Genomic DNA, 25,139 nt, shown 5'->3' with positions numbered 1-25,139 from the left:
TACCACAGGGGAGCACCAAGATGCTGGAGACCGGATTGCAGCGGATCAGATCCATCGCCCATGCCATCGCCATCCCCACGCGGTTCGATGCGGCCCGCGGGTTCGCGCGCCTGAGCCGCGCGGCGGTCGGGATGACCCTCCTGACGCTGGGGATGCTCATGCTCGATGACAGGATGATCGGTGGCGAGCCGGTCTGGTTGAAACCGTTCAAATTCAGCGTCTCTTTCGCGCTGCTCTTTGCGACCCTCGGTCTTGCCACGCAGCGCCTGTCGCCGCGCTGGAGGACAAGCTGGCTGCTGGTCTCGACCGCCGGGGCCTCCGGAGCCGCCTTCGTTTTCGAGATGGCCTATATCGGCACACAGGCGGCGCGGCAGGAGCTCTCGCATTTCAACGACACCACGCCGTTTCACGCGATGATGTACGGGCTGATGGGCGCGGGGGCAACGGTACTCATGCTGACCGTGGGGCTTGTCGGGGGCGCGGTCTGGATGGACCGAGCCGCCCGCTTCGCACCGCGGCTGCGGCTGGGCATCGTCCTTGGCTTCATCGCGACGATGGTGCTGACCTTCTGGGTCGCCGGGACGCTGGCGGGCAATGGCGGGCGCTTTGTGGGCCTGCCCTCGGCGGATGGGCCAAAGCTGCCACTGCTCGGCTGGTCCATGGAGGTGGGCGATCTGCGCCCGGCGCATTTCCTTGCACTGCATGCCATGCAGATCCTGCCACTTTTCGGACTGCTGGCGGATCGGCTCATCCTCTCGGCGCGGGTGATCTGGATCGCGGCGCTGCTTTATGCCAGCTTCACCGCCATGGTGTTTCTCAAGGCCCTGCAGGGCATTCCGCTGATCAGCGCATGAAAGACGATGGCAAGAGAGGCGGTGCCACCGCCCCCGAAATCAGAGCACCCGCTCGCGGGTCGAATATGGGCTGGGTGCCTTATCTTATCCTCTGCGGCATCGGCCTGACCATCGGGTTGACCTCAATCGGCCCAAGCGCATCCGAGGGGTTGGGCACCCTGAACACCCTGGCATTCTGGGCCGCCCATGTGGTCCCCGCGCTTGCCCTGCTCGCCTTGACCCAGATGGTGCTTGGACGGATCGAGCGTTTCTCGGCGCTCCCGGGCATCGTGCAGGTCATTGTCTCGGCGATCCTGGCCTCCCTGCTCTTTGCGCCCATTGCACTTGGCGTTGACGAAGTGCTCGGCGGCGAGGGCGCATTCGACGACGAGGGCGATGCGCTCTTGCTCCGCCTCGGCGCTGAACTGGCGCATTTTTTCGTACCCCTCGTGCTGATCTGGAGCTTGATCAACGCGCCAAGCCTTTTGCAGCTTGAACGCGGCGCGCGGCGTGTCCCGCGCCCGCAGGACGCCCCGGCAAACCCCGACCCGCAACGGGCAGACGCGGCCGAATTCTGGTCCCGTATTCCCGGGCGGCTCGGACGCCAGCTCGTGGCGCTCTCGGCAGAGCTGCACTACATCCGCGTCTTCACCACCCAAGGCGACACGCTGATCCTGTTCCCCTTTGGCCGGGCTGTCGATCTGTTGCAGAACCGGAACGGCATGCAGGTCCATCGCTCCCACTGGGTTGCCCTGGACCAGATCGACGAGGTGGTCTCGGGCGACGGGCGGGTCATCTGCCGGATGATCGGCGGGGTCGAATTGCCGGTCAGCCGCAGCTATCGCGCGGCCCTCAAGGCGGCACGGCGCAGCACGGTCTGACCCTGCGGGGGGCGGTCGGCCGCGCGCCCTACCCTCTGCCAAAGGATCGCAAACCCGGGCTGCCATTCGTGCAGTCAGACGGGCCGTTCGTGCAGATCCCTTTGAAACCAGCCTCTTGCGCGCGAAGTGTCGTGGCATCGCTTGCTCGGCAGGCGGCCCAATGCACGCTCACAAAGGACCTCGCACATGGCCTTCTCATCCCTGTCCTGCACCGTTCTCACCGCAGCGCTCCTGACAAGCTTCGCCCTTCCGGCGGTGGCTGATGGCAGCTTCTACATCCGTGGCTTTGGCGGCGTGTCCATGCTGTCGGACACGGATCTTTCCGGCGCGACACCGGGCGACACGGGCTTTGACAGGGGGCAGATCCTCGGGGGTGCGATCGGCTATGACTATGCCGGAAGCCCCTTCCGTTCGGAAATTGAATACACCTACCGCACCGGCGACGCCGATGGTGGCGCAGGGGTACGGGGTGACTTTGCCTCCACCACGCTTGCGGTGAATGGCTATTACGACTTCGCCCCGCGCGCCGGGGGCCGGGTGACCCCCTATCTGGGCGCAGGCCTGGCCTATATCACAGAGGTCGATTTCGACGTGGAGGGCGGCAATGCGCCCGGCGAATACAATGACACTGGCAACATCGGTTTCCAGATCATGCTGGGCGCTGCATACGCGCTCTCGGAGCAATGGTCCGTCAATGGCGAGCTGCGCTATTTCGATGCCGGGCGGCAGGACCTCTCGGGCCCCGGTGGCAGGCTGAAGGCCGACTACCAGACGGTCGATCTCATCATCGGCACGACATTCACGTTCTGAACCCCGGATCCTTCCGGTTCGTCGGACCCGTGCGCGGGTCCACCCCTCTCTTTGCAAACTGGGGAACCCTCATGACGGATAGGCGCAAACTCGGCACGCTCGTTCTTGGTATCGGGTTTGCGGCCACGTCATCCAAGGCGGCCAATATCGTCGACATCACGGCCAGCGAATTTGCCAATGTGATGATCGCGGAGATCGAAACCGATAGCGGCGTGATCCCTGTGATCGGGACGGTGCTGCACCCAGGCCTTCGTCCCGCCAGCCGCTGACAACACGGCGCGAGCCTCCCCCGGGCTGTCGCCTCTGGCCCATGGCTCGGCGGGTGAGCTTGTTCTTTCCGTCACGCCCCGACCGCGAAGCCTTGCCTGCTCTGGGCTAGCAGGGTCATTCGCGCGCGCACCCCGGCGCAGCGGAGGAACGACGCCTCGCGATGGACGTCTGAAACGGGTGCCCCTTGGGGAATATTGCCCATGCATCCGCAGCTTCCCTTGGGTCAGGCTGGGTCTGCGTCAACGGCGCACGGAGGAAAGCGCCGGACACCCGTAAACAGAGATTTTGCAATGAAACTTCTTACCCTTCTCGCCATCCTCGCCAGCAGTGGCGCCGCCCTCGCCGAAAGCGGATCCTTTGACATCAGCGGCACCACCCTCGGCAAGGCGAGCAACGAATACACCCCCCTCGGGGACACCCATCTCTATATCAAGAGCGACACCGCCTATACCCTGCCCGAGAACGGCACGCCGATGGCGGGGATGGGCGGCACCTGTACCGGCAACATGCTGGTCACGATGGGCGCCGGCGCAACCGGTGGCGGCATCTGCTCCTGGACCGATGCGGATGGGGATATGTGGTACGGACCCTGGTCCGTGCATGGCATGACCGCAGACCGCGCCGCCCTCGGCACGTGGCACGTGTCCGGCGGCACCGGCAAGTTCGCGACGGCTACCGGCGGTGGGACCTTCACGACGCTGACCAACCCCGAAACCGGTGACAGCAAGCTCGACGTGCTTGGCTCGGTCACGCTCCAGTAAAAGGACGCCACATGTACACACGTGTCACAACCTTCGAAGCAACCGACATCGACGCGGTCGAAGCCCAGCTTGACGGCATCTCTGAAAAGATCGCTGCCATCCCCGGCGTCATCCGCATGCAGGCGGCCTGGACGGGCGAGGGCAAGGGCATCGTCATGGCCATCTACGAAAGCCAGGAGGCGGCCACGGCAGGGCAAGCCCACGCCTTGGGCATCTGGAACGCGATCATCACCCATCTGGCGGGGATGCCCGACTCCGTCGAATACGAACGCGGGCGGATGATGGTCTGACTCAGGACAACCGTCCGGAAAAGACGCCCGGGGCGGGCGCATAGAGGATCGGGTCGTCCGGGTCGTACATGGCCCCGACGATCCGAAAGACCGAGAGCGCCTCGCCCAGGGCCCCGGTGGAATGCACGCCCACCTTTTCCAACACGGACTGCACCTGATTGCGGATGGTCTTCTCCGCGCGGCCCGTGAGGGCCGCGATTTCCGCCGGACTCAGGCCGGTGACGATATGGCCGCACACCTCGGCCTCGCGCCGCGTCAGGCCAAAGACATCCTGCAACAGCGCCGGGTTCACCGCCGCGGTGCCCTGGCTGCCGACAAAGATCGAAAAGAGCGTGGCATTCTCGAAGACGTCCCGATCGGCCTGAACCTCTTCGGACATCCTCGGGTGGAAGGGCGCAACACAGAGCGAGACCGGCCCGTCTTCGTCCTCGACCCGCAGGCCCCGTGTCTGCTTGCGGGTCTCGAGATCGCGAAAGCACCGATAGAGCCAGTCCGTCGCGTGGCGCTCGGTCAGGGTCACTCGCCCGGCGTCAGAGATCCGGAGGATGGCCCCACGGGCGAGCATCCGGCGCCCCGCCTCATTGCTGTAAAGCATCAGCCCCTCCGCATCGCAGACGATCAAGGGCAGCGCGACCACATCGAGAAACCCATGGAAGGCATCCGCCCCCTGCTTTGCAAGATGGAGCGCCCGGGACATCCGCATGGCGCGCACCACATGCGGCGACAAAAGCTCCAGCAGCGCGTGCAGTCCGGTATAGTCCTTCTCACCCGGCATCGCGTCGATCTCGGCAAAGGCGATCGTGGCGTAGCGGGGACCGGACACCGCAAAGGCCAGCCCGATCCAGTGGCCGATGCCGAGCGGTTTCATCTTCTGCTTGTAGAACTCGAAGCCGTGCAGCTCTTCATCCGTGAACACCTGTCGCGAGTTCAGGATCCCGCCAAGGGTCGGCATCACGCGCTGCCGCTGCACCCGGCGCATGTCGTTCAGCTCGTCCGGCATTTGCGAGAAGACGCGGTCGTCATCCGTACGCTCCACATCCCAGCGTTCCAGCAGCAGGTCGTTGAACCCATCCGCATTGTACATGCCGAGCCAGTATTCGTTGTGAAAGGAACTGGTCCAGCCGAAGAAGCCCGGGAACATGTCGGTGATCCGGGTGATCAGGCTTTGCCACTGGTTCTGCTCCAGCGCGGAATCATACACCACGCCGATAAGGTCGCTCAGCGCATGGACATCAATCTCTTCCGGTCGCATTGCTCGTCCTCAAATCGCGCGAAGTAGAAGGCCGTTCCCTGATCCGGGCAAGGATTTTCGAAACGGACCGGCCCTGCGACCCCAACCAGCGACACAATCGAGGCGCAGGGCACAGACCGTAGCACCGCCCAAAACCCGCCTTGAACATTCGGGCGACGGGCTCTGTGGCGGATCCGTCCGGGTTCCTGCGATTTGCCCGTTGACCTGGAGCGGCTCCAAGTCGCTATCCAGAGGGCGGAGGATCAGAAGCGACCATGAAAATTGTAGAGGCATCGGCGGCCTGTGGCCTGTCCGCGGACACGATCCGGTTCTACGAAAGGTCGGGCATGCTGCCCGAGATCCACCGCGGGGGCGACGGGCACCGCCGCTTCGCGCCGCGCGATGTCGAATGGCTGACCTTGCTCTACTGGTTGCGCGAAACAGGCATGCCGCTGAAACAGATGAAACGCTTCACCGCCCTGGCGAAAGCCGGCCAAGCCGGGATCGCCGAGCGGCGGCAAATCCTCGCGGACCACGCTCTGGCCCTAAAGGCCCAGCGCGCAAAGATCGAGACATGCGAACAGGTCCTCGCGATCAAGATCGCAAGCTATGGCCCCCGGCAAAGCTCGGAGACGGCATGAGATTTGCTTATCTGATCGAACCTCCGTTCAACTTCCTTGGCCGGGATGGCGTGGCAACGGGCTGCGATGTGGAACTGGCCCGATATGTCGCACAGCAGATCAGCGCGGCCCCGTTCGAGCCCGACGAGACGGAGTTTGCCGACCTGCTCCCTGGTTTGTCGGACGGACGCTGGCGCATGACGACGGGCCTGCTTCAAACCGATGACCGACGTCGCACCGCCGCGTTCAGCCGCCCGATCTGGGCGCAGTCGGATGGGCTTCTGGTGCGCGGGGACAATCCCCGAAGGCTCAGCGGGTACAGATCCCTGGCGCGCAACCGGGAGGCGCGATTCGCGGTGATCCGCGACCAGATCCAGCACCGCACCGCACTGGACCTGGGCGTGGGCCAGCCGCAGATCACGGTATTCGACACCTATGCTCACGCGGCACAGGCCGTGCGCGACGGCAAGGTTGACGCCTATGCCAGCGTGGGCCGGGCGCACAGCGCCTTCATCGCGCACGTCCCGGATTGGGGCTTGGCGCTGGTCCCCGTTCCGACGGAGGAGGCGCCGCCCGCGTTCGGTGCCTTCGTAGTCCACCGGGACGACAGGGCGTTTCTGCGGGATGTGATCGCGGTTCTGGCGGCCTTTCTGGGGACGGATGCCCATCGCGCAATCCTCGCGTCCTTCGGGGCGTCGCAGGATGAGCCCTCGCGATCAGCGGATTGAGGTGCGCGCGCAGTGCAAAGCAGGGACGCTCTGCATCGGTCGGCTCCACAACGCGGGCGCATGCGCACTCGGATTGATTGACATCCCACCGTTCAGCCGTCACTGGCCAAGAGGATCACAGGCGGCGCATCGCCCGCAATCCATGCAGCACACTCAGTTTCGGAGGCTTCGATGAGCGCAACAGAAACCCTTCGGGCACAGGTTGCCGAGGACTGGACCGCGGCCACGACCCATGCGTTCACCGACGCGCTTGCAGAGGGCACGCTCGACCCCGAGAAGATGGCCGGATACCTGCAACAGGACTACCTGTTTGTCGAAGGCTTCGTCCGGTTGCTTGCCGCCACCGTCGCCCATGCCCCGTCCCTGGCCGATGCCGTGCCGGGCGCGCAGTTTCTCGGCGCGATCTGCGGAGCAGAGAACACCTATTTCCTGCGCGCGCTGGAGGCGCTCGGCGTGCCCCAGGCCGAGGCGGCCGCCCCTGAAACCCGCGCGTTTCAGGGCCTGATGGAGGACGCGCGCCTATCGGGCCGCTATGAGCTCATGCTCTCTGTTCTGGTGGTGGCCGAGTGGATCTATCTCGACTGGGCCGCTCCGGTCGAAGATCGCGCCGACGCGCTGCCATTCTGGCTGGGTGAGTGGATCACCCTCCATGCGGGCCCCGATTTCGCGGGCGTCGTGGCGTATCTGCGCGGGCAGCTCGACACGGTCTACGAGACACTGGACGAGACCCGGCGCGCAGATGTGCGCGCGACCTTCGCCCGGGCGGTTGCCCTTGAACGCGCCTTTTTCGACGCTGCCTGGGACGGGTTCGCCGTGGCCCGCTGACGGGCCCGCACGTCCTTAGCCGGGACGATCGCTCACGTGGATCTCGCAGCCCAGATGCCCGAAAAGCTCCGTCGCTCTCGGCGCCGCTTTGCCGGAGACGACAAGGCCGTCTACCTCGGCCCAGCGGGCGATCTCGCAGGCCGCAACAGTGCCGAATTTTTCTGACGACCCGAGGATCACCGCGGCACCTGATCGGGCAATCACGGCACGCTTCACAGCGGCATCCTCGCTGTCTCCGGTGGTGATGCCCTCATCCGGGTGCAGGCCGGTCGCGCCGATGAAACACAGGTCCGGCCGATAGCGATCCAGCCATTCGATCGTGGCAGCACCACTTGTCACGATGGAATGGCGCAGAAGTCGACCGCCCACGATCTCCACCTCGAGATGCGTGTGGTTCAATAGCTCCATGACCACATTCGGGCTATGGGTGATGACCGTCGCGTTCAGGGCATGTGGCAGGTGTCGGGCCAGCTGGAGTGCCGTGGTCCCACCATCGATGAACACCACATGACCCGGCTCAACCATGGCCGCGGCATGCCGCCCGATCTCGATCTTCTCGGGCGTTGCCAACCCGATCCGGCGCGGAAAGGGCGCGTTTGCCGGTGCCACCGGGACAGCGCCCCCATGCACGCGCTTCAGGCGGCCCTCCTTCGCCAACTCGCGCAGATCGCGCCGGATCGTATCCTCCGACACCCCGAGATCGCGGCTCACATCCCTCGCCACAAGACGGCCCTGTGTCGCGAGAAGGGAGAGCAGGTGGGTCTTCCGTTCATGGCTCAGCATTGCACGACTTTTCTTGACTCTGCACGTTTTTGCACGATAACGGCAGGGCACAAAAGGATCAAGGTGATGCACACAGCAGACTGGTTTCGCCCCATTTCCCAAGAAATCCTCTCAGATGACTGGGGGGTTCTGACCAAACACGCATTTGAACTGCGGCGGCGGGACGGCCAGTGGCAGCGCCAGACACGCGAGACCTATGACCGAGGCAATGGCGCGACCTGCCTGCTCTATAATGCCGGGACGGACACCGTGCTTCTCACCCGGCAGTTCCGGCTGCCTGTCTTTGTCAACACAGGGCTGGAGGCTCTGATCGAGACCCCGGCGGGCTTGCTCGAAGGGGAAGGGGCCGAGGATCGGATGCGCGCGGAACTCTTTGAAGAGACCGGCTACCGGGTCCAGACGCTGACGCACCTTTTCGACGTCTTCATGAGCCCCGGATCGGTGACGGAATACCTCGCCTTCTTCATGGGGACCTATACCGCCTCAGATCAGGTGAGCGATGGCGGCGGCGCGTTCGACGAGGGGGAGGACATCGAGGTGTCCGAGATCCCCTTGGGCAAGGCGATGGAGATGATCGAGACCGGTGACATCCGGGATGCCAAGACTATCATCCTGCTACAAAGGCTCTGGATCGAGCGGCTGACGGCGCAGGCTGCAGGATAGTTCCCCTCCGGTCTACCCATGGGACAGGCGTCGCCGCCCCACACCGCGCCCTACCCCGCAGGCGCCTCCTCGAGCGCATCCGCGACACGCTTGAGAAGCCGCGACACGATCAGTTTGTGGGCTGGCCCGACAGGCAGCATGTAGAGGCGACCGAATGCATTATGGGTCCGGACCGAAGAGGTGATCGCGAGGCTGCGCCCCTTGCAGGACAGGCAGGTCAGCACGTCGAGATGCCGGTCCCGCGCGGTCAGGCAGAGGCATGTGTCCGAGACATGCTCCACCAGAAAGAAATCCAGCTGGTCCCCCACCGCCACCTCTGACGACCGCGTGCCACTGAACCCGCCAATGGGCGCGACACCGAAGGGCGCGCAAATTGCATCGCGAATCCGAAAGGCCAAGGGCAACAGGGGCAGCGGACGCTCCGTCGTCAGGTTCCAGGCTTCCAACGGTGTGACTGGACGCGGCAGCAGGATCGCACGGGTGTCGAAATAGTCCAGCTCCTCCACCGGGGCGAGGAGCAGCGCGTTGGCCTCGCCCAGAGGCACGAAAGTGGAGCCGGTCTCGGTCATGGGAACGTCCCTTTGTGACAGCGCGCCGCGCGCGGGGTCCGGGCACGTGCTTAGGGCAGGATCCGCTCCGAGGCTACTGTGCCGTGCACCCCGAACGGTTCGCACCTGCTTGTCCCTCTCTGCGCCCTCACCCCCGCACCTCCGTCCAGTGGCCTCGCCCTTAGCGCGGCGTGCAGATGGCCCCATATTCCTGCGGTTCGCGATGCTTTTGAAAGTCGAAGATATTGGCCCGGATCTCCGTGCAGCGATCCAGATCGACCTCTGCCGTGAACACCTCGTCCCCCGCCGTTGCGGCACGTGCCACCACCTCGCCGGTCGGCGCGACGATGAGGCTGCCCGCGATCAGCTCGCAGCCCTCTTCCTGCCCGGCCTTGGCGACCCCCACCGCCCAGAGCCCGTTCTGATAGCAGCCCGCCTGCAGCGACAGATCGTTATGGAAATACTGCAGATGATCGTGTTCCGGCGCGGGCGGATAATGGAGCGGCGTGTTATAGCCAAGCACCACCATCTCGGCCCCGCCCAGCCCGAGCATCCGCCAGGTTTCCGGCCAGCGTCGGTCGTTGCAGATGCACATGCCGAGCTTGCCACCCAGCGCGTCAAAGACCGGAAAGCCGAGATCGCCGGTCTCGAAATAGCGTTTCTCCAGATGCTGGAAGGGTCGCCAGGGCTCATGCTGATCATGGCCGGGCAGGTGGATCTTGCGGTACTTGCCGACAATCGCCCCTGTCTCATCCACAAGGATCGCGGTGTTGAAATAGCGCCCATCCGGGGTTTTCTCGGCATAGCCCAGGTGAAAACCGATGCCGAGCTCGGCCGCGAGCTCAAAGAGCGGCCGGGTCTCGGCCGAGGGCATCTCGGTCTCGAACCACGCGTCCAGCGCGGGGCCCGGCTCCTGAAACCAGCGTGGAAAGAAGGTCGTCAGCGCAAGCTCCGGAAAGACCACCAGCCGTGCGCCCCGACCATGGGCTGCGCGCATGAGGGCCGCCATGCGGGCGACGGCGGAACTGCGCGGTTCGTCCCGGGCGATGGGCCCGAGCTGCGCTCCGGCCACGACGAATTTCCTGCTCATGCAACCGCTCCTGCGAGATTGAGGACAACATCGAGGAGGACCTGCGCCCCCGCAACGAGATCCGCCTCATCCGTATGTTCGTGAATATTGTGGCTCAGCCCCCCAGCGGAGGGCACAAAGACCATGGCCGCAGGGCAATTCGGGGCAAACATCTGTGCGTCATGCCCGGCCCCGGATGGCATCCGGCGCACCGTCAAGTGCCGCGCCTTGGCCGCTGCCGCGATCCTGTCGACCAGCGCGGGGTCAAAGGTGACCGGACCGAACCGGGCGAGGCGGCGCGCAGTCAGCGCGCAGCCCTCGGCCTCTGCCGCGGCCTCGGCAGCCGCCATCAGCCGCGCTTCGGAGGCGGCCAGCTGAGCCTCCTCCGTGTGACGCAGATCCACGGTCAGCCGGGCTTCGGCAGGCACGACATTGACGAGACCCGGCGTCAGTTCCAGCACGCCGACCGTCGCGACCTGAGGCGGCCCCGCATCCTCGGCAATGCGGCGCGCAGCAATGGCGATCTCTGCCGCGACCACCCCAGCGTCCCTCCGCATGGACATGGGCGTGGTACCCGCATGGTTGGACTGCCCCGTGATGGTGAACTCGGTCCACGAGATGCCCTGAACTCCGGTGACCGCCCCGATGGCCACGCCCTCGGCTTCGAGCACGGGCCCCTGTTCCACATGAAGCTCCAGATAGGCGCGCGGCGTCATCGAGGCCGCCGGGACGGGTCCGGCATAGCCGATCCGGTCAAGCTCGTCGCCGAGCACGGCGCTCCCATCCGTGGCGCGGGTCGCGCGCATCTCGGCCAGATCCAGCGCGCCCTGATGGACGCCGGACCCCATCATATCCGGGGCGAAGCGCGCGCCCTCTTCATTCGTGAACGCCGCGACGGCGATCGGGTGTCGTGTCTGGATCTGCGCCGTGTTCAGCGCCTCGACCAGCTCAAGCCCCGCCATCACCCCAAGCGTCCCGTCATAGAGCCCGCCGGTCGCGACCGTATCGATATGGGAGCCGATCATCACGGGCGGCCCCTCCTCCAGACCCGGGCGCAGCCCCCAGATATTGCCGATCACATCGATCTGGACCGTGAGCCCCAGCGCCTCGAGCCAGGCGACAAACTGGTCCCGCCCCTCGCGGTCCGCGTCCGATAGGGCCAGACGGCACACGCCCCCGCCCTCCAGCGCGCCAATCTCGCCCATGCGGCGCAGCCGCGCCATGAGGCGGGGGCTGGAAATGGAAGGGGCGGTCATCAGCCCGCCAGCCGGACGGTATCAGCGCTCTTGCCGACCAGCTCTTCGTAGACAACCGGGTCCGTGTCCGCCTCGGTCCCGAAGACGAGCACCCGCGCCCCGACGCCCAAGCCAAGCGCGGCCGTGGCATCCGGATCGGACAACACCGCGCGCATCCCGGCCAGACCGGCCACCGCGCTTTCCCCCGCCACGATGGGCGGATCACCGGGCAAGGGATCCGCAAGATCCCGCATGGAGGCCACGGCCGCCGCATCCGTCAGGGCGATCACCGCATCGCCGTGATCCCGGAGCACCTCCCAAGCCAGCATCGACACTTCGCCACAGGCCAGCCCCGCCATGAGCGTGTCGAGATCCCCCTCGACCGCGCGCGGCTCTCCAGCGCGGTAACTGTCGAGCCAGCAGGCGGATTTGTCGGGATCGGCCAGCACGATGGTCGGGCGCGCCGATTGCCAGCGTCGCTTGGCAAGGGCCGCAACGGCGGCGGCCATGCCACCAACCCCGGTCTGCAGGAAGATATGGGTGGGCGGGGCCTCCAACTGATCGAAGGCCTCCGCCGCCATTAGTTCATAGCCCTGCATCACGTCTTTCGGGACTTCGAGATAGCCCGGATAGGACGTGTCCGAGACCACGAACCAGCCCTCGCGGCTTGAAGTGTCCTGCGCCTCGCGAACGCTGTCATCGTAGTTGCCGACGCAGCGGCGCACCTCGGCGCCATAGGCCTCGATCGCGGTCTTGCGGCCCTCCGAAACGGTGGCGTGGATGAAGATCACGCAGCGGCAGCCGAAGGTCTGCGCGCCCCAAGCGACGGAGCGTCCGTGATTGCCATCCGTGGCGCAGCACACTGTGATGCCCGCGACGATCTCGGGATGGGCGCCGCCGACAATCTCGGACATCTCGACCGCGCGCCCGAGGGTGTCCGCGACCTGCGCCTGCAGGAGCCGCGCCACCGCATAGGCCCCGCCCAGCGCCTTGAAACTGCGCAGGCCAAAGCGCGGGCCTTCGTCCTTGTAATGGATCGCAGCCACCCCGGCCTGCGCAGCCATCTGGTCCAGCGAGACCAGCGGTGTCTCGGCATAGCCCGGCCAGGATCCGATCGTGTCCCGGGCCGTCGCCAAAGCCCGGTCATTCAGGATGGCATCCTGCGCATCGGTCCAGGGGTGATCCTTCGCGGCAAGCGGATTGATCAGAAGGGTGAAGTCGTCGGCGCGGCCTGTCGCGCGGCGAATTTCCGTGGTCATGCGGTCCTCGCAGGAACGACAGGGGCCTGTCCCCCGTCGTGGAAGTGTCGTCAATCGTCGTCGGGGTGCCGGGCGCACGCAGCGCCCGGCCTGTTCCGTGACAGCTTAGAACTCCGCCTTGGCGGCGGCCACGGAGTCCAGCATCGTTTCCAGCATGGCGATGCCCTCGGCGCCATATTGCTCTTCGATCAGGGCGCGGACCGCGGGCTGGGCGGCCTCGGCGAACTTGGCCAGTTCCTCGCCGGAGACCACATTGACCTCCATGTTCTCGGCCAGCGCGGGCAGACCGGTCTCGGAGGCCTCGATCACGCGGTTCATGGAGCGCCCGGCTTCGGTTGCGACCTCGGCGGCCCAGCTGATCAGGGTCTGATGCTCTGGCGAGAGGCTGTCGAAGAAGGCTTCGTTCATGGTCCAGATATAGGGCGTGATCACGTGGTTGGTGATCGACAGATACTCCTGCACCTCGTTGAACTTCGCAAAGGCGATGATCGGGATCGGGTTCATCTGGCCATCCGCCACGCCGGTCTGCAGCGCGGTATAGACCTCGGCCCAGGGCAGCGGTGTCGGCTGGCCCCCGAGGGACGAGATCATCGCCTCATGGGTGGGCAGGGTCATGGTGCGGATCCGCAGCCCGTCCATATCCTCCACCGAGGTGATCGGCTGCTTGGAGTTGGTGAAGGCAAAGAACCCGCCGGAATCGAGCAGGCCCAATACCTTGAGCTCGGTCTTGTCCTCAATATCCCCGACGAATTTCTCACCAAAGGCGCTGTCCTTGGTGATCACCCGACTGGCGACACCGATATTGGGAAAGGCGAAGGGGATGTCGAAGACGCCGACCAGCGGATAGTGCTGCGCCAGCCCGCCCGAAGAGGAGATCGTGCTTTCCACCAGCCCCGCGCGCACCTGATCGAGCACTTCGGCATCCTTGCCAAGCTGACCGTTGGGGAAGAGCTGCACCTCGATCGCGCCGTTGGAATTGGCCTCGACCAGGGATTTGAACACAGCCGTCATGGCGCCGGAATGGCTCTTGAACGGATCTGCCGGGTTGAGATGCGCCAGACGGATGGTGACATCCTGCGCAACCGCCTGTCCGGCGAGCAATGCAACCGCGGCCGCCGCGGCGAGAGGTTTGATCAGGGACATATGTATTTCCTTTCCTGTTGGTCTGTGAGGTGTCAGAGGCCGAGCAGTCTCGGCACGAAAAGCGTCAGATCGGACCAGAACGCCACCAGCACGAGGATGAGGACCTCGGCGAGGATGAAGGGCCAGAGCTCCCGGGTGATGGATTCCACCTTCTCGCCAGTGACCGAGGCCAGCACGAACAGGCAGGCCCCGACCGGGGGCGTCATGAGCGAGATGTTCAGCGCGAGAATGATCATGATCCCGGCATGGACCGGATCCATCCCGATCAGCAGGGTCAGCGGCGCCAGCACCGGCGCGAGGATGATCAGCGTCGCGTTGATATCCATGACCATCCCGATGGCGAGGATCAGCAGGAGGATCAGACCGATGATCACATTGGGATTGTCCGAGATCGACAACATCGCCTCGGCCACCGCCTGCGGGATCTGGTTGAAGGTCATCCACCAGCCGAGGATCGTGGCCGAGGCGATGATGAGGAAGATCACACCGGTGATCCGGGTCGTGCGCACCGCAACCTCGTAGAGGTCCTGCCAGCTCAGCGCGCGGTAGAGCACTCCGCCCACAAAGAGCGCATAGGCCACGGCGATGGCCGCCGCCTCGGTCGGCGTGGCAAAGCCCCCCAGGATCGATCCAAGGATGAAGATCGGCAGCAGGACCGCGAGCACACCCTCTTTCAAAGCGGCCCAGACCGCGCAGAGGCTGGGCCCGCCCTCGCCCTTGGGCAGGTTCTTGACCCGGGCGGTCAGCGCAATGATCGCCATGCAGACCACGCAGATCAGCAGCCCCGGCAGGATCCCGGCGGCGAAGAGGCCCGCAATCGACACCCCCATGATCGATCCGTAGATGATCGCCAGGGTCGAGGGCGGAATGGTCGGCCCGATGATCGAGCCCGCGGCGGTCACGGCACAGGCATAGGGGCGGCTATACCCCGCCCGCTGCATCGCCGGCACCAGCGTGTTGCCAAACGCCGCGGCATCGGCGGTGGCCGAGCCCGTGATCCCGGCGAACATCACCGAGGCCACCATGTTGGAATGCGCCATGCCCCCGCGCAGCCAGCCCACCAGCGCCTCGGCGAGCTTGACCAGCCCCTGGGTGATGCCCGAGCGGTTCATGATCTCGCCCGCAAGGATGAAGAAGGGCATGGCGAGAAACGGAAAGAGGTCCAGACCGGCAAAGACCCGGTCCGGGGCCATGGTCATGAAGCGCGGCCCCATATCGAGGATCCCGATCATCCCGGCAACGCCGATGGCGATCCCCACCGGAAGGCCCAGCGCGAGGAAGCCGAAAAAGGCGGCCGGTACGAGGAGCATCCCCATCACTCGTCCCCCATGCCCGCGATGGAGGCACCTGTCGCCTCGACCGGCCGCTCTGACAGGGCGTCGTGAATGCCCATCAGCAACAGCTGGATACAGGCGAGCGCGGCTGCGAGCGGCACCCCGGCAAAGGCATATCCCTTGGGCACCGCGTAGATCATCGTGAGCCGGGTCATCCCGCGCTCGACAAAGCCGAGGCCGTACCAGAACAGGGCAAAGAAAAAGAGGAAGCCCACCACGTCGAAGGCCACCGCCAGCCCCCGGCGCACCCCGGCAGGCAGGCGGACAAACACGAACTCGACGCCAATATGCTCGCGATGCGCAATCCCCGAGGATACAGCCAGAAGCGCCATCCAGATCATCAGGTAGCGGGCCAGCTCTTCGGTGAAGGTCAAAGGCAGCGGGATCACGTAACGCAGCAGAACCCCCAGCCACACATCCAGCACCAGCAGGACCAGCAGCGCGACGCAGACACGCTCCACCACCCAGTTCACCCGCAGGCTCCAGCGTTTGGAGGTGGCAGCGATCGACGCCATGGGCTGAGGTCTCCGGGACGGGGTGACAGGGTCCCTTGACCGAAATCGCAGTTTCGCCGCATATCAATCAGTGAAAAGAATTTTTCATATATGCGGAGTCGCTTTGCCCAAGAACCCAGCAGAATCCCCGTCAAAATCCCTGAGTCTGCGCATTCATGGGGCCTATGACCACTTGCCCGAGCAGGAACGGCGCATTGCGGACGTGCTGCTGCAATATCCCGGGGATCTCGCAGCCCACACCGCGACAGAGCTCGCGCGACGCTCCGGCGTGTCCAATGCCACGGTCACCCGGTTCTTCAAACGGCTCGGCTTCGAGACCTTTGACGCCGCAAGGCAGGCCTCGCGTCGTTTGCAGATGCAGGGATCCCCGCTGCACACAGCCTCCCGCGCCACACCGGGGTCCGAGTTCCTCTCGGCTATCCTGCAAGAGGAGATCGCCGTCCTCGATTCCACGCTCTCTGCGCTGAACCCGGTCACCTTGCGCGATATCGCAGAGACGATCGGCGCGGCCCGCATGGTGAAGATTGCCGGGTTCCGGAACAGCCACGCCCTCGCCCAGTATCTGGCGGCGGGCCTGTCGCAGCTCCGGCCCAACACCTCGCTCATGGCGGCCCCGGCACAATCCATGGCCGAGGACCTTGCCCAGCTTCGCGCCGGAGATGTGGCCGTGTTCATGGGGCTGCGCCGCAGGCCCGCAGCCTTCACCGATCTGGTCAAGGTGGCCGCCGAAACCGGGGCAAGCGTCCTCTTGATCACGGATACCAGCATCCGCGCTGCCCCGGCCTTTGCACGCTGGACGCTGACCTCGACGGTCCAGACCAGCCAGGCCTTCGATTCCTATGTCGGCGCCATGGCAATCCTGCGGGCCCTCGTGCTCAGCGTGGCCACCCATAGCGGCCAGGACAATCGCGGCCATCTCGAGCGTGTCGAAGCCCTGCACGACACCTTGTCGGATCTCGAATGACAGAGTTTGCCCGTCGCGGACGCATATGCGGGGCACCGTGGGGACTGGACGTGCGGCCCCCCCGGATCGGGCCGCTGATGCACACCAGCGGCAACCCGGTCAGGGCAGAGATGCCAAGACCGCGCTGAGCGGGACGCAGGATGCTCGCTTGCGGCGCGATCATCCTGCAGCTTTTCCGAAAGAGCACTTTGGCGCGCCAGTGCGAGACCTGCATACAATATACACTCAATATTCCCCGAGCCGTGCCGGGTCGAGAATTGTCTGCAAGTTTAGGAGGGGCTAATCACCCGAAATGCCGCAGAGAAGGGTCTGCCAAGCAAATCAATGCCCGCATTGCACCCAATCAAGAATCGCCTTATATGCCTTTTGTATGCATATTGCTTACGCGAAGGAGCCCATTGTGGAAGCGATCGAGCACGACATCCCCGCCCGGAACACCCGACAAGCGCTCAAGCGCGGGTTCCGCATGCGCTGCCCGAAATGTGGCGAGGGCAAAGTCCTGCACAGCTACCTGAAGGTGAATGCGCGGTGCGAGGCCTGCGACCTCGATCTGACCCATGCCCGGGCCGATGACGGACCCGCATATGTGACGATCCTCATCGTGGGCCATCTGGCCGGGTTCGCCATGCATCTCATGTGGTCGATCTGGCAGCCATCGGCGCTCACCATGGCTCTGACGGTGTCCGTGGGGGTGATCCTGCTCTCGCTTGCGCTTTTGCCGCGCTTCAAGGGGGCGATGATCGGCCTGCAATGGGCCAAACGTCTGCACGGGTTTTAGGACCCGGCGGCATCAGACCGCCATCCACGCGGCCTCTCCGGGGTTCTGCAACGCCTCGACAAGACCGCGCAATTCGCGGCGCAAATCCCCCAGCCGATCCGGAGAGCCCAGCGCGATCCGCACTGCGTTCACCGGCGCGCCGCAGGCAAAGGCCTGCCCCGGCAGGATCCCGAGGCCGCTGCCGCGCAGGGCAAATGCCAGATCGGTCGCCGATTGCCCCTCCGGCAGGGGCATCCAGACATGAAACGCCCCGTCGCGCAGGGGGATGCCCGGCACGGCCTCCGCAAAGGCCGCTTGCCGCGCGCGGGTCTCGACCAGGATGGCCGATGTGATCTGCGCCGCGAGACCGGAGGATTGCCAGGTCGTCACCAGCCCCGCTGAAATCGGCGAGACAACCCCGCCATTTGCCCGAATGGCGCGCTTGAGCCCTTCATTCGAGGCACCTTGCGGCGGCGTGACAAAACAGACCCGGAGGGACGGCGCGAGGCATTTCGACGTGGTGCAGATATGCCAGGTCCGCTCTGGCGCGTAATGGGCCAGAGGCGGTGGAGCATCGGCGGCCAGCGCGCCATAGGCGTCATCCTCCAGCACGGTCAGACCGTGTTTGCGGGCAATCTCGGCAATCCGCTGACGACGCTCGGGGCCTAGCGTTGCCGTGGTCGGATTGTGCAGCGTCGGGATCGTATAGAGCGCCTTTGGCCCGTGGGTCTCGCAGACCGCCTCCAACGCGTCGGGCCGCAGGCCTTCGGCATCCATCTCGACCGGCACGAGGTTGAGCCCGAGATACTTCGCCACCGCGAGAAACCCGGGAAAGGTAATCGCTTCGCAACACAGCGTGTCGCCAGGCTTGGCCAGCAGCGAGAGAATGGAGAGCAGCGCCCCCTGCACCCCGTTGCAGAGCACCACCTGCGCCGCGCCCTCAAGGCCAAACTGCGCCTCGAGCCAGCCCCGCGCGGCATCGCGATCCTCGGCGCTGCCCCCGGGGCGCTGGTAGCGCATCAGAAAGCTGTCGCCTTTCTCGAGCCCCAGATGGTGGAAACTGCCCCACATCTGCTGGACCAGCCTCGGATCGTCGAAGCGCGGCGGCATGTTCATGCTCATATCCACAGTGCGGTCCGGCGCGGCGCGCCCGCCCCCCTCCGAGATCCGCGGCTTTACATAGGTGCCCTGCCCGACCCGGCCCTCGACCAGATTCTGTCTGGCTGCGGCTGCATAGGCCCGGCTCACGGTCGTGAAATCGACGCCGAGCGCCTTGGCCAGGGCCCGCTGCGGCGGCAGGCGTTGCCCCGGTGTCAGGACACCGCTGCGGATGTCCTCGGCGATGACCTCCGCGATCGAGAGATAGAGCGGCCCGTCCGTCCTCTGCACCTTCGGCAGCCAGGCGCGTTTCTCCGTCTCAGGCGCCATGGCGCATCTCCTCCGGTCAATGCCGCCATAGTGTATGCAGATTGTCGCGACCGCAATGCCAGCCCCGACACGGAGACCGCGCACCTACTGGGACAATTGCCAGATCTGATTGTTCAGATGTGACAGCGTCTGGGGCAATGTCTCGCGGGGGATGCGCCCGCCAAGGCAGATGCGCACGAAGCGATCCTCCCCCACGGACATACGAAAGGCGCTTTCGGGCGTGATGCCGATCTCGTGGTTCGACATCGCCGCCATCAGCGAAGCACTGGTCACGCCCCCCGGCAGACGCAGCCAGATGTTGAACGCGTGGGGCTTGGCGATGAACGCCGCCTCGGTGACGAGCTCAGCGGCAATCTCCTGCCGCAGCTTCGTCTCGCTGCGGATGAAACGGCGGATCTGGTCCGCCGTCCCGTCCAGCACCCAGCGCGTGGCCAGCGCCATGGAGACCGGCGAGGACATGACCGAAGCAGCGCGGATCCCGTTTTCCAGCGCGAAGGCCGCCCGCGCCGTGGGCGTGACCGTAAACGCCAGACGCAGACCCGCCCCGATGCATTTTGCGAGCCCGCCGATATACCAGGTCTGTTCCGGGGCACTGGTCGCCATGGGCGGCGGCGCATCCGGCAGCACGAACCCATAGGCGTCATCCTCGATCAGCGGCAGGTTGTGTCGCCGGATGACTTCGGCGATCTCGAGCCGGCGGTCCTGCGGCACGATCATGGTCGTCGGATTGTGCAGGGTCGGGTTGAGATAGAGCGCACGCGGGTGGTGTTCGGCGATGGCCGCCTCCAGCGCATCCGGCTGCACCCCATCCGCATCCATGGGCAACCCGACCAGCTTCAGCCCGAGCTGGGTGCAGATCTTCTTGAACCCGGCATAGGTGATCTCCTCGCAGAGGACGCAATCGCCCGGCCGGGCCAAGACCGTCAGGATTGCGAGCATCGTGGCATGGGCCCCGGGCGTGACCGCGATCCGTTCGAGATTGGGCACCAGACCCCGCATCGACAGCCAGATCGAGGCGGCCTCCTTGTCGACACTGCCCCCGACCGGATCCTGATAGCGCAAGAGATGCACCAGATCGTCGGACACCGCCGAGAGCCCGGCCCGCATCCTCTCCAACAGTTCGGGATCGGTCGGCTCGGGCGGGGCGTTCATGGTCAGGTCATTGGCCAGCGCCCGCCGCTCGTCACTGCTGCTCAGGCTCTTTTGCGGCAAAACGAAGGTGCCACGCCCCACATGGGACGCGATGAGCCCGCGATTGATCGCCTCGGTATAGCCGCGCGACACGGTGGTGAAATTCACGCCGATGATATCGGCGAGCTGGCGCTGCGGCGGGAGCTGATCCCCGGGCAACAGCACCCTATCCTTCATGTCCTGCGCGATGCAGTCCACGATCGCCAGATAGCGGGGACGACCGGATTGTTTGATTCGCTGGGGCCAGTTCTGCATCAGACACCTCGGGGATTTGACAGCAAAACCCTTATTGTATGCATATTATGTAGACAATCCTGCAAGTGCTATCTGGCGCTAAAATCGGCCTCTTGAGCATATGATCGCCCATTTTTCGAACAACCGGTTCGATCTACGCCCATCCGCTCAGCACATTCGTACAATCAATACAATTGCATTACCTGCAAAATTGTATGCATCAATAGCCCACTCCTGATCGCCGCGCCTAGCTAGGTGAAACCCAAAAGCGCATGACAGGAGAATGCGATGCCAGAAGTCACAACCCCCGCTCACAAGGACGGAGACTTTTTCGTAGACTACGAACACAAGGTCTTTGAGGACGTCCAGGCCGAGGAGGGCCAGAAAGCCCTCGTGACCTTCCACACCGTGGCCTTCGAAGGCTCCATCGGGCTGGTCAACATCCTTCAGGCCATCCGCCTGCAGCGCAAAGGGTTCGAAACCTCGGTCCTGCTCTATGGTCCCGGCGTGTCGCTGGGCGTGCAGCGCGGCTTCCCGACCCTGGGCGACGAGGCCTTCCCCGGCGCGCAGAACTATGCCGCGAACCTGACGAAGTTCATGAAGGAAGGCGGCAAGGTCTATGCCTGCCGCTTCGCGCTCCAGATGCTGATGGGTCATGGGGAGCCGTCTCTCCTGCCGGGGATCACGCCGATCGCACCGCAGGATGTGCTCGACCTCAAGCTGCTGCATGTGCGCGACAATGCCCTGATCCTCGATACCTGGACCCTCTGACCCAGGCCTCGGCCGGGGCGGCAACGGCGTTGCCCCGGCCTCTCGATCCCCCACCAACCCTCCCGGGCGGCAACGGCGTCGCCTGTCGCGCCTGAAAGGATGCCCTCATGCCTGATGCCGACCCCAGCCGGATGGTGCGTGCCGCCGCCGTGCAAATCGCCCCGGATCTGACAAGCCGTGCGGGCACGATCGAACGGGTTCTCAACGCCATCGCCGAAGCCGCCGAGAAGGGCGCCGAGCTGATCGTCTTTCCCGAGACCTTCGTGCCCTATTACCCCTATTTTTCCTTTGTCCAACCGCCCATGCTGCAGGGGGCCGAACATCTGCGTCTCTATGAAGAGGCGGTCGTCGTCCCCTCGCCGGAAACCCAAGCGGTGGCCGATGCCGCGCTGAAACGGGGCGTCGTGATCGTGCTGGGCGTGAATGAGCGCGACAACGGCTCGCTCTTCAACACGCAGCTGATCTTTGATGCCGATGGTTCGCTGGTGCTGAAGCGGCGCAAGATCACCCCGACCTATCATGAGCGCATGATCTGGGGCCAAGGGGATGGCGCCGGCCTCAAGGTCGTGGAGACCAAGCTGGGCCGGATCGGCGCGCTGGCCTGCTGGGAGCATTACAACCCGCTCGCGCGCTATGCGCTGATGGCCCAGCATGAAGAGATCCATGTGGGGCATTTCCCCGGCAGCCTTGTGGGACCGATCTTTGGCGAGCAGATCGAGGTGACCATGCGCCATCACGCGCTGGAGGCAGGCGCTTTCGTGGTCAACGCCACCGGCTGGCTGACCGAAGAGCAGATTGCCAGCATCTCGCCCGACCCCAAGCTGCAGAAAGGCCTGCGCGATGGCTGCATGACCTGCATCATCTCGCCCGAAGGCCGCCACGTGGTCCCGCCCCTGACCGAGGGGGAAGGCATTCTGATCGCCGATCTCGACATGCGCCTTGTGACCAAGCGCAAGCGGATGATGGACAGTGTCGGCCACTATGCGCGGCCCGAGCTTCTGCATCTGGTGCATGATGCGCGCCCTGCCCAGCCGGTCCACCGGATCGAGACGCCCCAGGGTCTCGTGCCCCAGTCCGAGACGGAGGTCGAAGATGTCTGAAGCCGACCTGATCAACGAATTGCAGACCCGGGGCATGCGGCTGGTCGATCCCACCGCCGGGATGGAGAGCCGCCGTGGCGGCGCGGGTCCGACCGACCACAAGGCCGTGACCTTGGGCGGCAGTACCGTCATGGTGCCGGTCCATACGGCCCCCGCCTTTGACAGTCCCTATCTGGTACAGGCTCCGGGCGCGGACGGGCTGGCCGAGGTCACGAAATCCGGCGTCCCCCTCGGCAAGGTCCGGTTCCCGACCCGCCCGCGGTTCTACGATCTCAAGACCGCAGACGGGATCGAGTACAGCAAGATCGCCACGCTGCATTCCAAGGACGTGCTGGCCACCACCGTTCTGCAGACCTGCATCCGGTATGAGAGCCGCAAGAAGACCTGCAAGTTCTGCTCTATCGGGCAATCGCTCGCCGCCGGGCGCACCATCGCCCACAAGACGCCGCAACAACTGGCCGAGGTCGCCAAGGCCGCGGTGGAGCTCGACGGCGTCAAGCATATGGTGATGACCACCGGCACCCCGGCGGGCAAGGACCGGGGGGCTGCGGTGATGACCGACAGCGCCGCCGCGATCAAGGCCGCCGTGGACCTGCCGATTCAGGCCCAATGCGAGCCGCCCGAGGATGACGTCTGGCATGAGCGCATGGCCGAGGCCGGGGTCGACGCGCTCGGCATGCATCTGGAGGCGGTGACGCCCGAGGTGCGCGCGCGGATCATGCCCGGCAAGGCGCAGGTCAGCCTTGAGAAGTATTTCAGCAGCTTCCGCGCCGCTGTTGCTGTCTTTGGCCGGGGGCAGGTCTCGACCTATATCCTCGCCGGGCTCGGCGACACGCCGGAGGCGATCCTCGCCACCGCGCAGGAGCTCTGCAAGATCGGGGTCTATCCCTTTGTGGTGCCCTTCGTGCCGGTCTCGGGCACGCCGCTGGAAAGCCATCCGGCCCCCAGCTCGGACTTCATGGCACAGATCCTGAGGCCCCTGTCGGGGATGATCCTGCGCGCGGGGATGAGCGCCGAAAGCGCCAAGGCGGGCTGCGCCAAATGCGGCGCCTGCTCGGCCCTGTCGGTCTACGAAAAGCTGAGGGTGTCATGAGTTTCCAGAACGCCCGCGCCTTTCTGTCGCCCGACTTCATCATCCGCGCCGCCGCCCAACCCTGGGAGCTGGCCGGGGTGCGCGAGCTGCGCCACCGGGTCTTTGTCGAGGAACAACGGATCTTCGCCACCGATGACCGGGATGCGATCGATGCCATCGCCACGCCCCTGGCCGCGATCAGCACGCTGGCCTCGGAGGCCGATCAGGTGGTGGGCACCGTGCGCATCCATGAAGAGAGCCCGCGCGTCTGGCGCGGGTCGCGACTGGCCGTGGCCGAGAGCCACCGCCGCATGGGCCGTCTCGGGGCCGAGTTGATCCGGCTCGCGGTCTGCACCGCCCATGGCCGGGGCTGCGACCGGTTCCTCGCGCAGGTCCAGATGCAGAATGTGAACCTGTTCAAACGTCTCCACTGGACCCCGTTGCGCGAGATCGAGGTGCATGGCGTCCCCCATATGGAGATGCAGGCAGACCTTGCCGCCTATCCGCCCATCCCGGACCCGTTCATCGGCTGGAAAACCCTGTCGCCGACGCGGAGGCGCAGGTGATGAAACCCCATCTCCCCCTGCGTCAGATCGTGCGGGACCTGCGCGATCACCCCTCGATCCGCAGCAAGCTCGACATCGCCCAGAGCACGGGCACCCTGGGCCTGACGGCGCAGAGCACGGGTCAGCCCGGTGATGATTGCGCCGTGCTGCCGGGTCAGGAGGGCCATGACCTCTTTGCCTGCGAAGGGTTCATAAACGCCTTCGTAGAGGCCGATCCGTGGTTCGCGGGCTGGTGCGGGGTGATGGTGAACATCTCGGACATCCTCTCCATGGGCGGCCGCCCCCGGGCGGTGACCAACGCGATCTGGGCGCCCAGCGCCGAACAGGCCCAGCCCGTGCTGGCCGGGATGAAAGCCGCCGCACAGGCCTATGGCGTGCCCATTGTCGGCGGGCATACCAATCTACGGACCGAGGCGCTGCAGCTTTCGGTTTCGATCCTGGGACATGCCCGCAAGGTGATCTCAAGTTTCACCGCGCGCCCGGGCGATGTGCTGATCTGTGCCACGGATCTGCGCGGCAGCTATCGCGAGCCGTTCGACAACTGGAACGCCGCACTCACAACGCCGCCCGCCGCCTTGCGCGCTGCGCTCTCGATCCTGCCGGAGATCGCCGAAGCCGGGCTGGTCACCAGTGGCAAGGATATCAGCCAGGGCGGCATCGCGGGCACTGCCCTCATGCTGGCGGAGGCCTCAGGCGTCGGGATCGACATCCAGCTGGAGGCCCTGCCCCGCCCGGAGGGCGTCGACATGGCCCGCTGGCTGCGCAGCTTCCCGAGCTTCGGCTTTCTGCTGACCGCACAGGCGAGGGATGCGGACGCGGTCTGCGCCGCCTTCCACCGCCATGGCATCTCGGCCACCCCCTGCGGAGATGTCACCGAGGCCACGGCGGTGCACCTGACCAGCCGCGAAGGCTCCGCCCCGTTCTGGGACTATGCCCGCACCCCCTATCTCAACCTGACATCGCCGGAGCCTCGCCATGCCTGAAACCCGCTTCACCGTGCGATGGCCCGACGGCCGGACCGAAGAGCTCTATTCCCCCTCAACCGTGATCCGCGACCATCTGAGCGCGGGCACGGCCTATCCGCTCGAAGAGTTCACCGCACGCTGCCGAACCGCCCTCGAACAGGCCAGCCTGCGGGTCGAGGCGAAATACGGCTTCCGCTGCACCAGCGCCGATGCCCAGCTCGCCCAGATCGAGCGGACCCTGCGCAGCTTCTCACCGCCGGCAGATGTTGTCTGCCTCACGATCTCATAAGGAC

29 protein-coding genes are annotated in these 25,139 nt (G+C 65.4%); 18 read left to right on the top strand and 11 right to left on the bottom strand.

The genetic code is table 11. From position 1 onward, the window contains the following. Positions 1-20 precede the first annotated feature (20 nt). From ACP150_RS10370 to ACP150_RS10345, 6 genes are all read left to right on the top strand, one after another. A complete protein-coding gene (locus tag ACP150_RS10370; RefSeq protein ID WP_424966533.1) occupies positions 21-854 on the top strand; it encodes a hypothetical protein in 834 nt (277 codons plus the stop codon). A 74-nt stretch (positions 855-928) separates the two neighbouring features. Next, positions 929-1,714: a LytTR family DNA-binding domain-containing protein gene (locus tag ACP150_RS10365; protein ID WP_424966532.1), complete on the top strand. Its 786-nt coding sequence runs from the start codon at positions 929-931 to the stop codon at positions 1,712-1,714. A gap of 186 nt (positions 1,715-1,900) precedes the next feature. After that, positions 1,901-2,524: an outer membrane protein gene (locus ACP150_RS10360; RefSeq protein WP_424966531.1), complete on the top strand. Its 624-nt coding sequence runs from the start codon at positions 1,901-1,903 to the stop codon at positions 2,522-2,524. A gap of 71 nt (positions 2,525-2,595) precedes the next feature. Continuing rightward, complete coding sequence (locus tag ACP150_RS10355; protein WP_424966530.1) at positions 2,596-2,793, top strand: hypothetical protein; 198 nt, start codon at positions 2,596-2,598, stop codon at positions 2,791-2,793. A 291-nt stretch (positions 2,794-3,084) separates the two neighbouring features. Next, complete coding sequence (locus tag ACP150_RS10350; protein ID WP_424966529.1) at positions 3,085-3,555, top strand: hypothetical protein; 471 nt, start codon at positions 3,085-3,087, stop codon at positions 3,553-3,555. Between the two features lie 11 nt (positions 3,556-3,566). After that, positions 3,567-3,845: a hypothetical protein gene (locus tag ACP150_RS10345; RefSeq protein WP_424966528.1), complete on the top strand. Its 279-nt coding sequence runs from the start codon at positions 3,567-3,569 to the stop codon at positions 3,843-3,845. A gap of 1 nt (position 3,846) precedes the next feature. Here the strand turns inward: ACP150_RS10345 and ACP150_RS10340 are convergent, their stop codons facing one another. Further along, the gene (locus ACP150_RS10340; RefSeq protein WP_424966527.1) at positions 3,847-5,097 is read right to left on the bottom strand and encodes a helix-turn-helix transcriptional regulator; all 1,251 of its coding nucleotides are present in this window, start codon (positions 5,095-5,097) and stop codon (positions 3,847-3,849) included. A gap of 254 nt (positions 5,098-5,351) precedes the next feature. Here ACP150_RS10340 and ACP150_RS10335 point away from each other — a divergent pair, with 254 nt between their 5' ends. The 3 genes from ACP150_RS10335 (at position 5,352) to ACP150_RS10325 (ending at position 7,249) form a co-directional block, all read left to right on the top strand. Continuing rightward, on the top strand, positions 5,352-5,717 hold the full coding sequence (locus tag ACP150_RS10335; RefSeq protein ID WP_424966526.1) for a MerR family transcriptional regulator: 366 nt from the start codon (positions 5,352-5,354) through the stop codon (positions 5,715-5,717). Beyond that, positions 5,714-6,424, top strand: a complete 711-nt coding sequence (locus tag ACP150_RS10330) for a transporter substrate-binding domain-containing protein (protein ID WP_424966525.1) — start codon at positions 5,714-5,716, stop codon at positions 6,422-6,424. The genes ACP150_RS10335 and ACP150_RS10330 overlap by 4 nt, the downstream gene beginning before the upstream one ends. Positions 6,425-6,595: 171 nt before the next feature. After that, positions 6,596-7,249: a TenA family protein gene (locus ACP150_RS10325; RefSeq protein ID WP_424966524.1), complete on the top strand. Its 654-nt coding sequence runs from the start codon at positions 6,596-6,598 to the stop codon at positions 7,247-7,249. Positions 7,250-7,264: 15 nt separating this feature from the next. On the opposite strand, the gene ACP150_RS10320 is transcribed toward ACP150_RS10325, so the two are convergent. Next, complete coding sequence (locus ACP150_RS10320; protein ID WP_424966523.1) at positions 7,265-8,032, bottom strand: DeoR/GlpR family DNA-binding transcription regulator; 768 nt, start codon at positions 8,030-8,032, stop codon at positions 7,265-7,267. 66 nt (positions 8,033-8,098) lie between these two features. On the opposite strand from ACP150_RS10320, the gene ACP150_RS10315 reads away from it, so the two are divergent. Then, positions 8,099-8,695 (top strand): NUDIX domain-containing protein, encoded by a 597-nt coding sequence (locus ACP150_RS10315; RefSeq protein WP_424966522.1) that lies wholly within the window; start codon positions 8,099-8,101, stop codon positions 8,693-8,695. A gap of 50 nt (positions 8,696-8,745) precedes the next feature. Here the strand turns inward: ACP150_RS10315 and ACP150_RS10310 are convergent, their stop codons facing one another. The 7 genes from ACP150_RS10310 to ACP150_RS10280 form a co-directional block, all read right to left on the bottom strand. Continuing rightward, positions 8,746-9,264, bottom strand: a complete 519-nt coding sequence (locus ACP150_RS10310) for a DUF2867 domain-containing protein (protein WP_424966521.1) — start codon at positions 9,262-9,264, stop codon at positions 8,746-8,748. Positions 9,265-9,424: 160 nt separating this feature from the next. Continuing rightward, positions 9,425-10,333, bottom strand: coding sequence for an N-carbamoyl-D-amino-acid hydrolase (locus ACP150_RS10305; RefSeq protein WP_424966520.1), 909 nt, complete (start codon positions 10,331-10,333; stop codon positions 9,425-9,427). Beyond that, positions 10,330-11,568, bottom strand: a complete 1,239-nt coding sequence (locus ACP150_RS10300) for a Zn-dependent hydrolase (protein WP_424966519.1) — start codon at positions 11,566-11,568, stop codon at positions 10,330-10,332. The genes ACP150_RS10305 and ACP150_RS10300 overlap by 4 nt, the downstream gene beginning before the upstream one ends. Beyond that, entirely contained in the window at positions 11,568-12,806 is a 1,239-nt protein-coding gene (locus ACP150_RS10295; RefSeq protein ID WP_424966518.1) for a diaminopropionate ammonia-lyase, read from the bottom strand. Before ACP150_RS10295 ends, ACP150_RS10300 begins: the two co-directional genes overlap by 1 nt. Before the next feature lie 105 nt (positions 12,807-12,911). Further along, complete coding sequence (locus tag ACP150_RS10290; protein WP_424966517.1) at positions 12,912-13,949, bottom strand: DctP family TRAP transporter solute-binding subunit; 1,038 nt, start codon at positions 13,947-13,949, stop codon at positions 12,912-12,914. A gap of 32 nt (positions 13,950-13,981) precedes the next feature. Continuing rightward, positions 13,982-15,259 carry a TRAP transporter large permease gene (locus ACP150_RS10285; RefSeq protein WP_424966516.1) on the bottom strand — a complete coding sequence of 426 codons (1,278 nt, stop codon included), beginning with the start codon at positions 15,257-15,259 and terminating at the stop codon, positions 13,982-13,984. Between the two features lie 5 nt (positions 15,260-15,264). Further along, entirely contained in the window at positions 15,265-15,798 is a 534-nt protein-coding gene (locus ACP150_RS10280; RefSeq protein WP_424966515.1) for a TRAP transporter small permease, read from the bottom strand. A gap of 103 nt (positions 15,799-15,901) precedes the next feature. Between ACP150_RS10280 and ACP150_RS10275 the strand changes: the two genes are divergently transcribed. Continuing rightward, complete coding sequence (locus ACP150_RS10275) at positions 15,902-16,762, top strand: MurR/RpiR family transcriptional regulator (protein WP_424966514.1); 861 nt, start codon at positions 15,902-15,904, stop codon at positions 16,760-16,762. A gap of 466 nt (positions 16,763-17,228) precedes the next feature. After that, a complete protein-coding gene (locus tag ACP150_RS10270) occupies positions 17,229-17,540 on the top strand; it encodes a DUF983 domain-containing protein (RefSeq protein WP_424966577.1) in 312 nt (103 codons plus the stop codon). 12 nt (positions 17,541-17,552) lie between these two features. On the opposite strand, the gene ACP150_RS10265 is transcribed toward ACP150_RS10270, so the two are convergent. Together ACP150_RS10265 and ACP150_RS10260 are read right to left on the bottom strand one after the other, a co-directional pair. Next, the gene (locus tag ACP150_RS10265) at positions 17,553-18,947 is read right to left on the bottom strand and encodes a PLP-dependent aminotransferase family protein (protein ID WP_424966513.1); all 1,395 of its coding nucleotides are present in this window, start codon (positions 18,945-18,947) and stop codon (positions 17,553-17,555) included. Between the two features lie 84 nt (positions 18,948-19,031). Continuing rightward, a complete protein-coding gene (locus ACP150_RS10260) occupies positions 19,032-20,393 on the bottom strand; it encodes a PLP-dependent aminotransferase family protein (RefSeq protein ID WP_424966512.1) in 1,362 nt (453 codons plus the stop codon). Positions 20,394-20,660: 267 nt separating this feature from the next. Here ACP150_RS10260 and ACP150_RS10255 point away from each other — a divergent pair, with 267 nt between their 5' ends. From ACP150_RS10255 to ACP150_RS10230, 6 genes are all read left to right on the top strand, one after another. Then, positions 20,661-21,143, top strand: coding sequence for an MSMEG_0572/Sll0783 family nitrogen starvation response protein (locus ACP150_RS10255; protein WP_424966511.1), 483 nt, complete (start codon positions 20,661-20,663; stop codon positions 21,141-21,143). 107 nt (positions 21,144-21,250) lie between these two features. Continuing rightward, positions 21,251-22,243: a Nit6803 family nitrilase gene (locus tag ACP150_RS10250; protein ID WP_424966510.1), complete on the top strand. Its 993-nt coding sequence runs from the start codon at positions 21,251-21,253 to the stop codon at positions 22,241-22,243. Next, a complete protein-coding gene (locus ACP150_RS10245; RefSeq protein WP_424966508.1) occupies positions 22,236-23,336 on the top strand; it encodes an MSMEG_0568 family radical SAM protein in 1,101 nt (366 codons plus the stop codon). The genes ACP150_RS10250 and ACP150_RS10245 overlap by 8 nt, the downstream gene beginning before the upstream one ends. Beyond that, positions 23,333-23,881 carry an MSMEG_0567/Sll0786 family nitrogen starvation N-acetyltransferase gene (locus ACP150_RS10240; protein ID WP_424966507.1) on the top strand — a complete coding sequence of 183 codons (549 nt, stop codon included), beginning with the start codon at positions 23,333-23,335 and terminating at the stop codon, positions 23,879-23,881. The genes ACP150_RS10245 and ACP150_RS10240 overlap by 4 nt, the downstream gene beginning before the upstream one ends. Further along, on the top strand, positions 23,881-24,864 hold the full coding sequence (locus ACP150_RS10235; protein WP_424966506.1) for a sll0787 family AIR synthase-like protein: 984 nt from the start codon (positions 23,881-23,883) through the stop codon (positions 24,862-24,864). The genes ACP150_RS10240 and ACP150_RS10235 overlap by 1 nt, the downstream gene beginning before the upstream one ends. Next, positions 24,857-25,135, top strand: coding sequence for an MSMEG_0570 family nitrogen starvation response protein (locus ACP150_RS10230; RefSeq protein ID WP_424966505.1), 279 nt, complete (start codon positions 24,857-24,859; stop codon positions 25,133-25,135). Before ACP150_RS10235 ends, ACP150_RS10230 begins: the two co-directional genes overlap by 8 nt. Positions 25,136-25,139 lie beyond the last annotated feature (4 nt).

Source organism: Dinoroseobacter sp. S375 (genome assembly GCF_049800775.1).
Classification (GTDB): Bacteria; Pseudomonadota; Alphaproteobacteria; order Rhodobacterales; family Rhodobacteraceae; genus Dinoroseobacter.
Note: the sequence above shows the minus strand (reverse complement) of the source record. Positions and strands in the feature narration are given on the sequence as shown.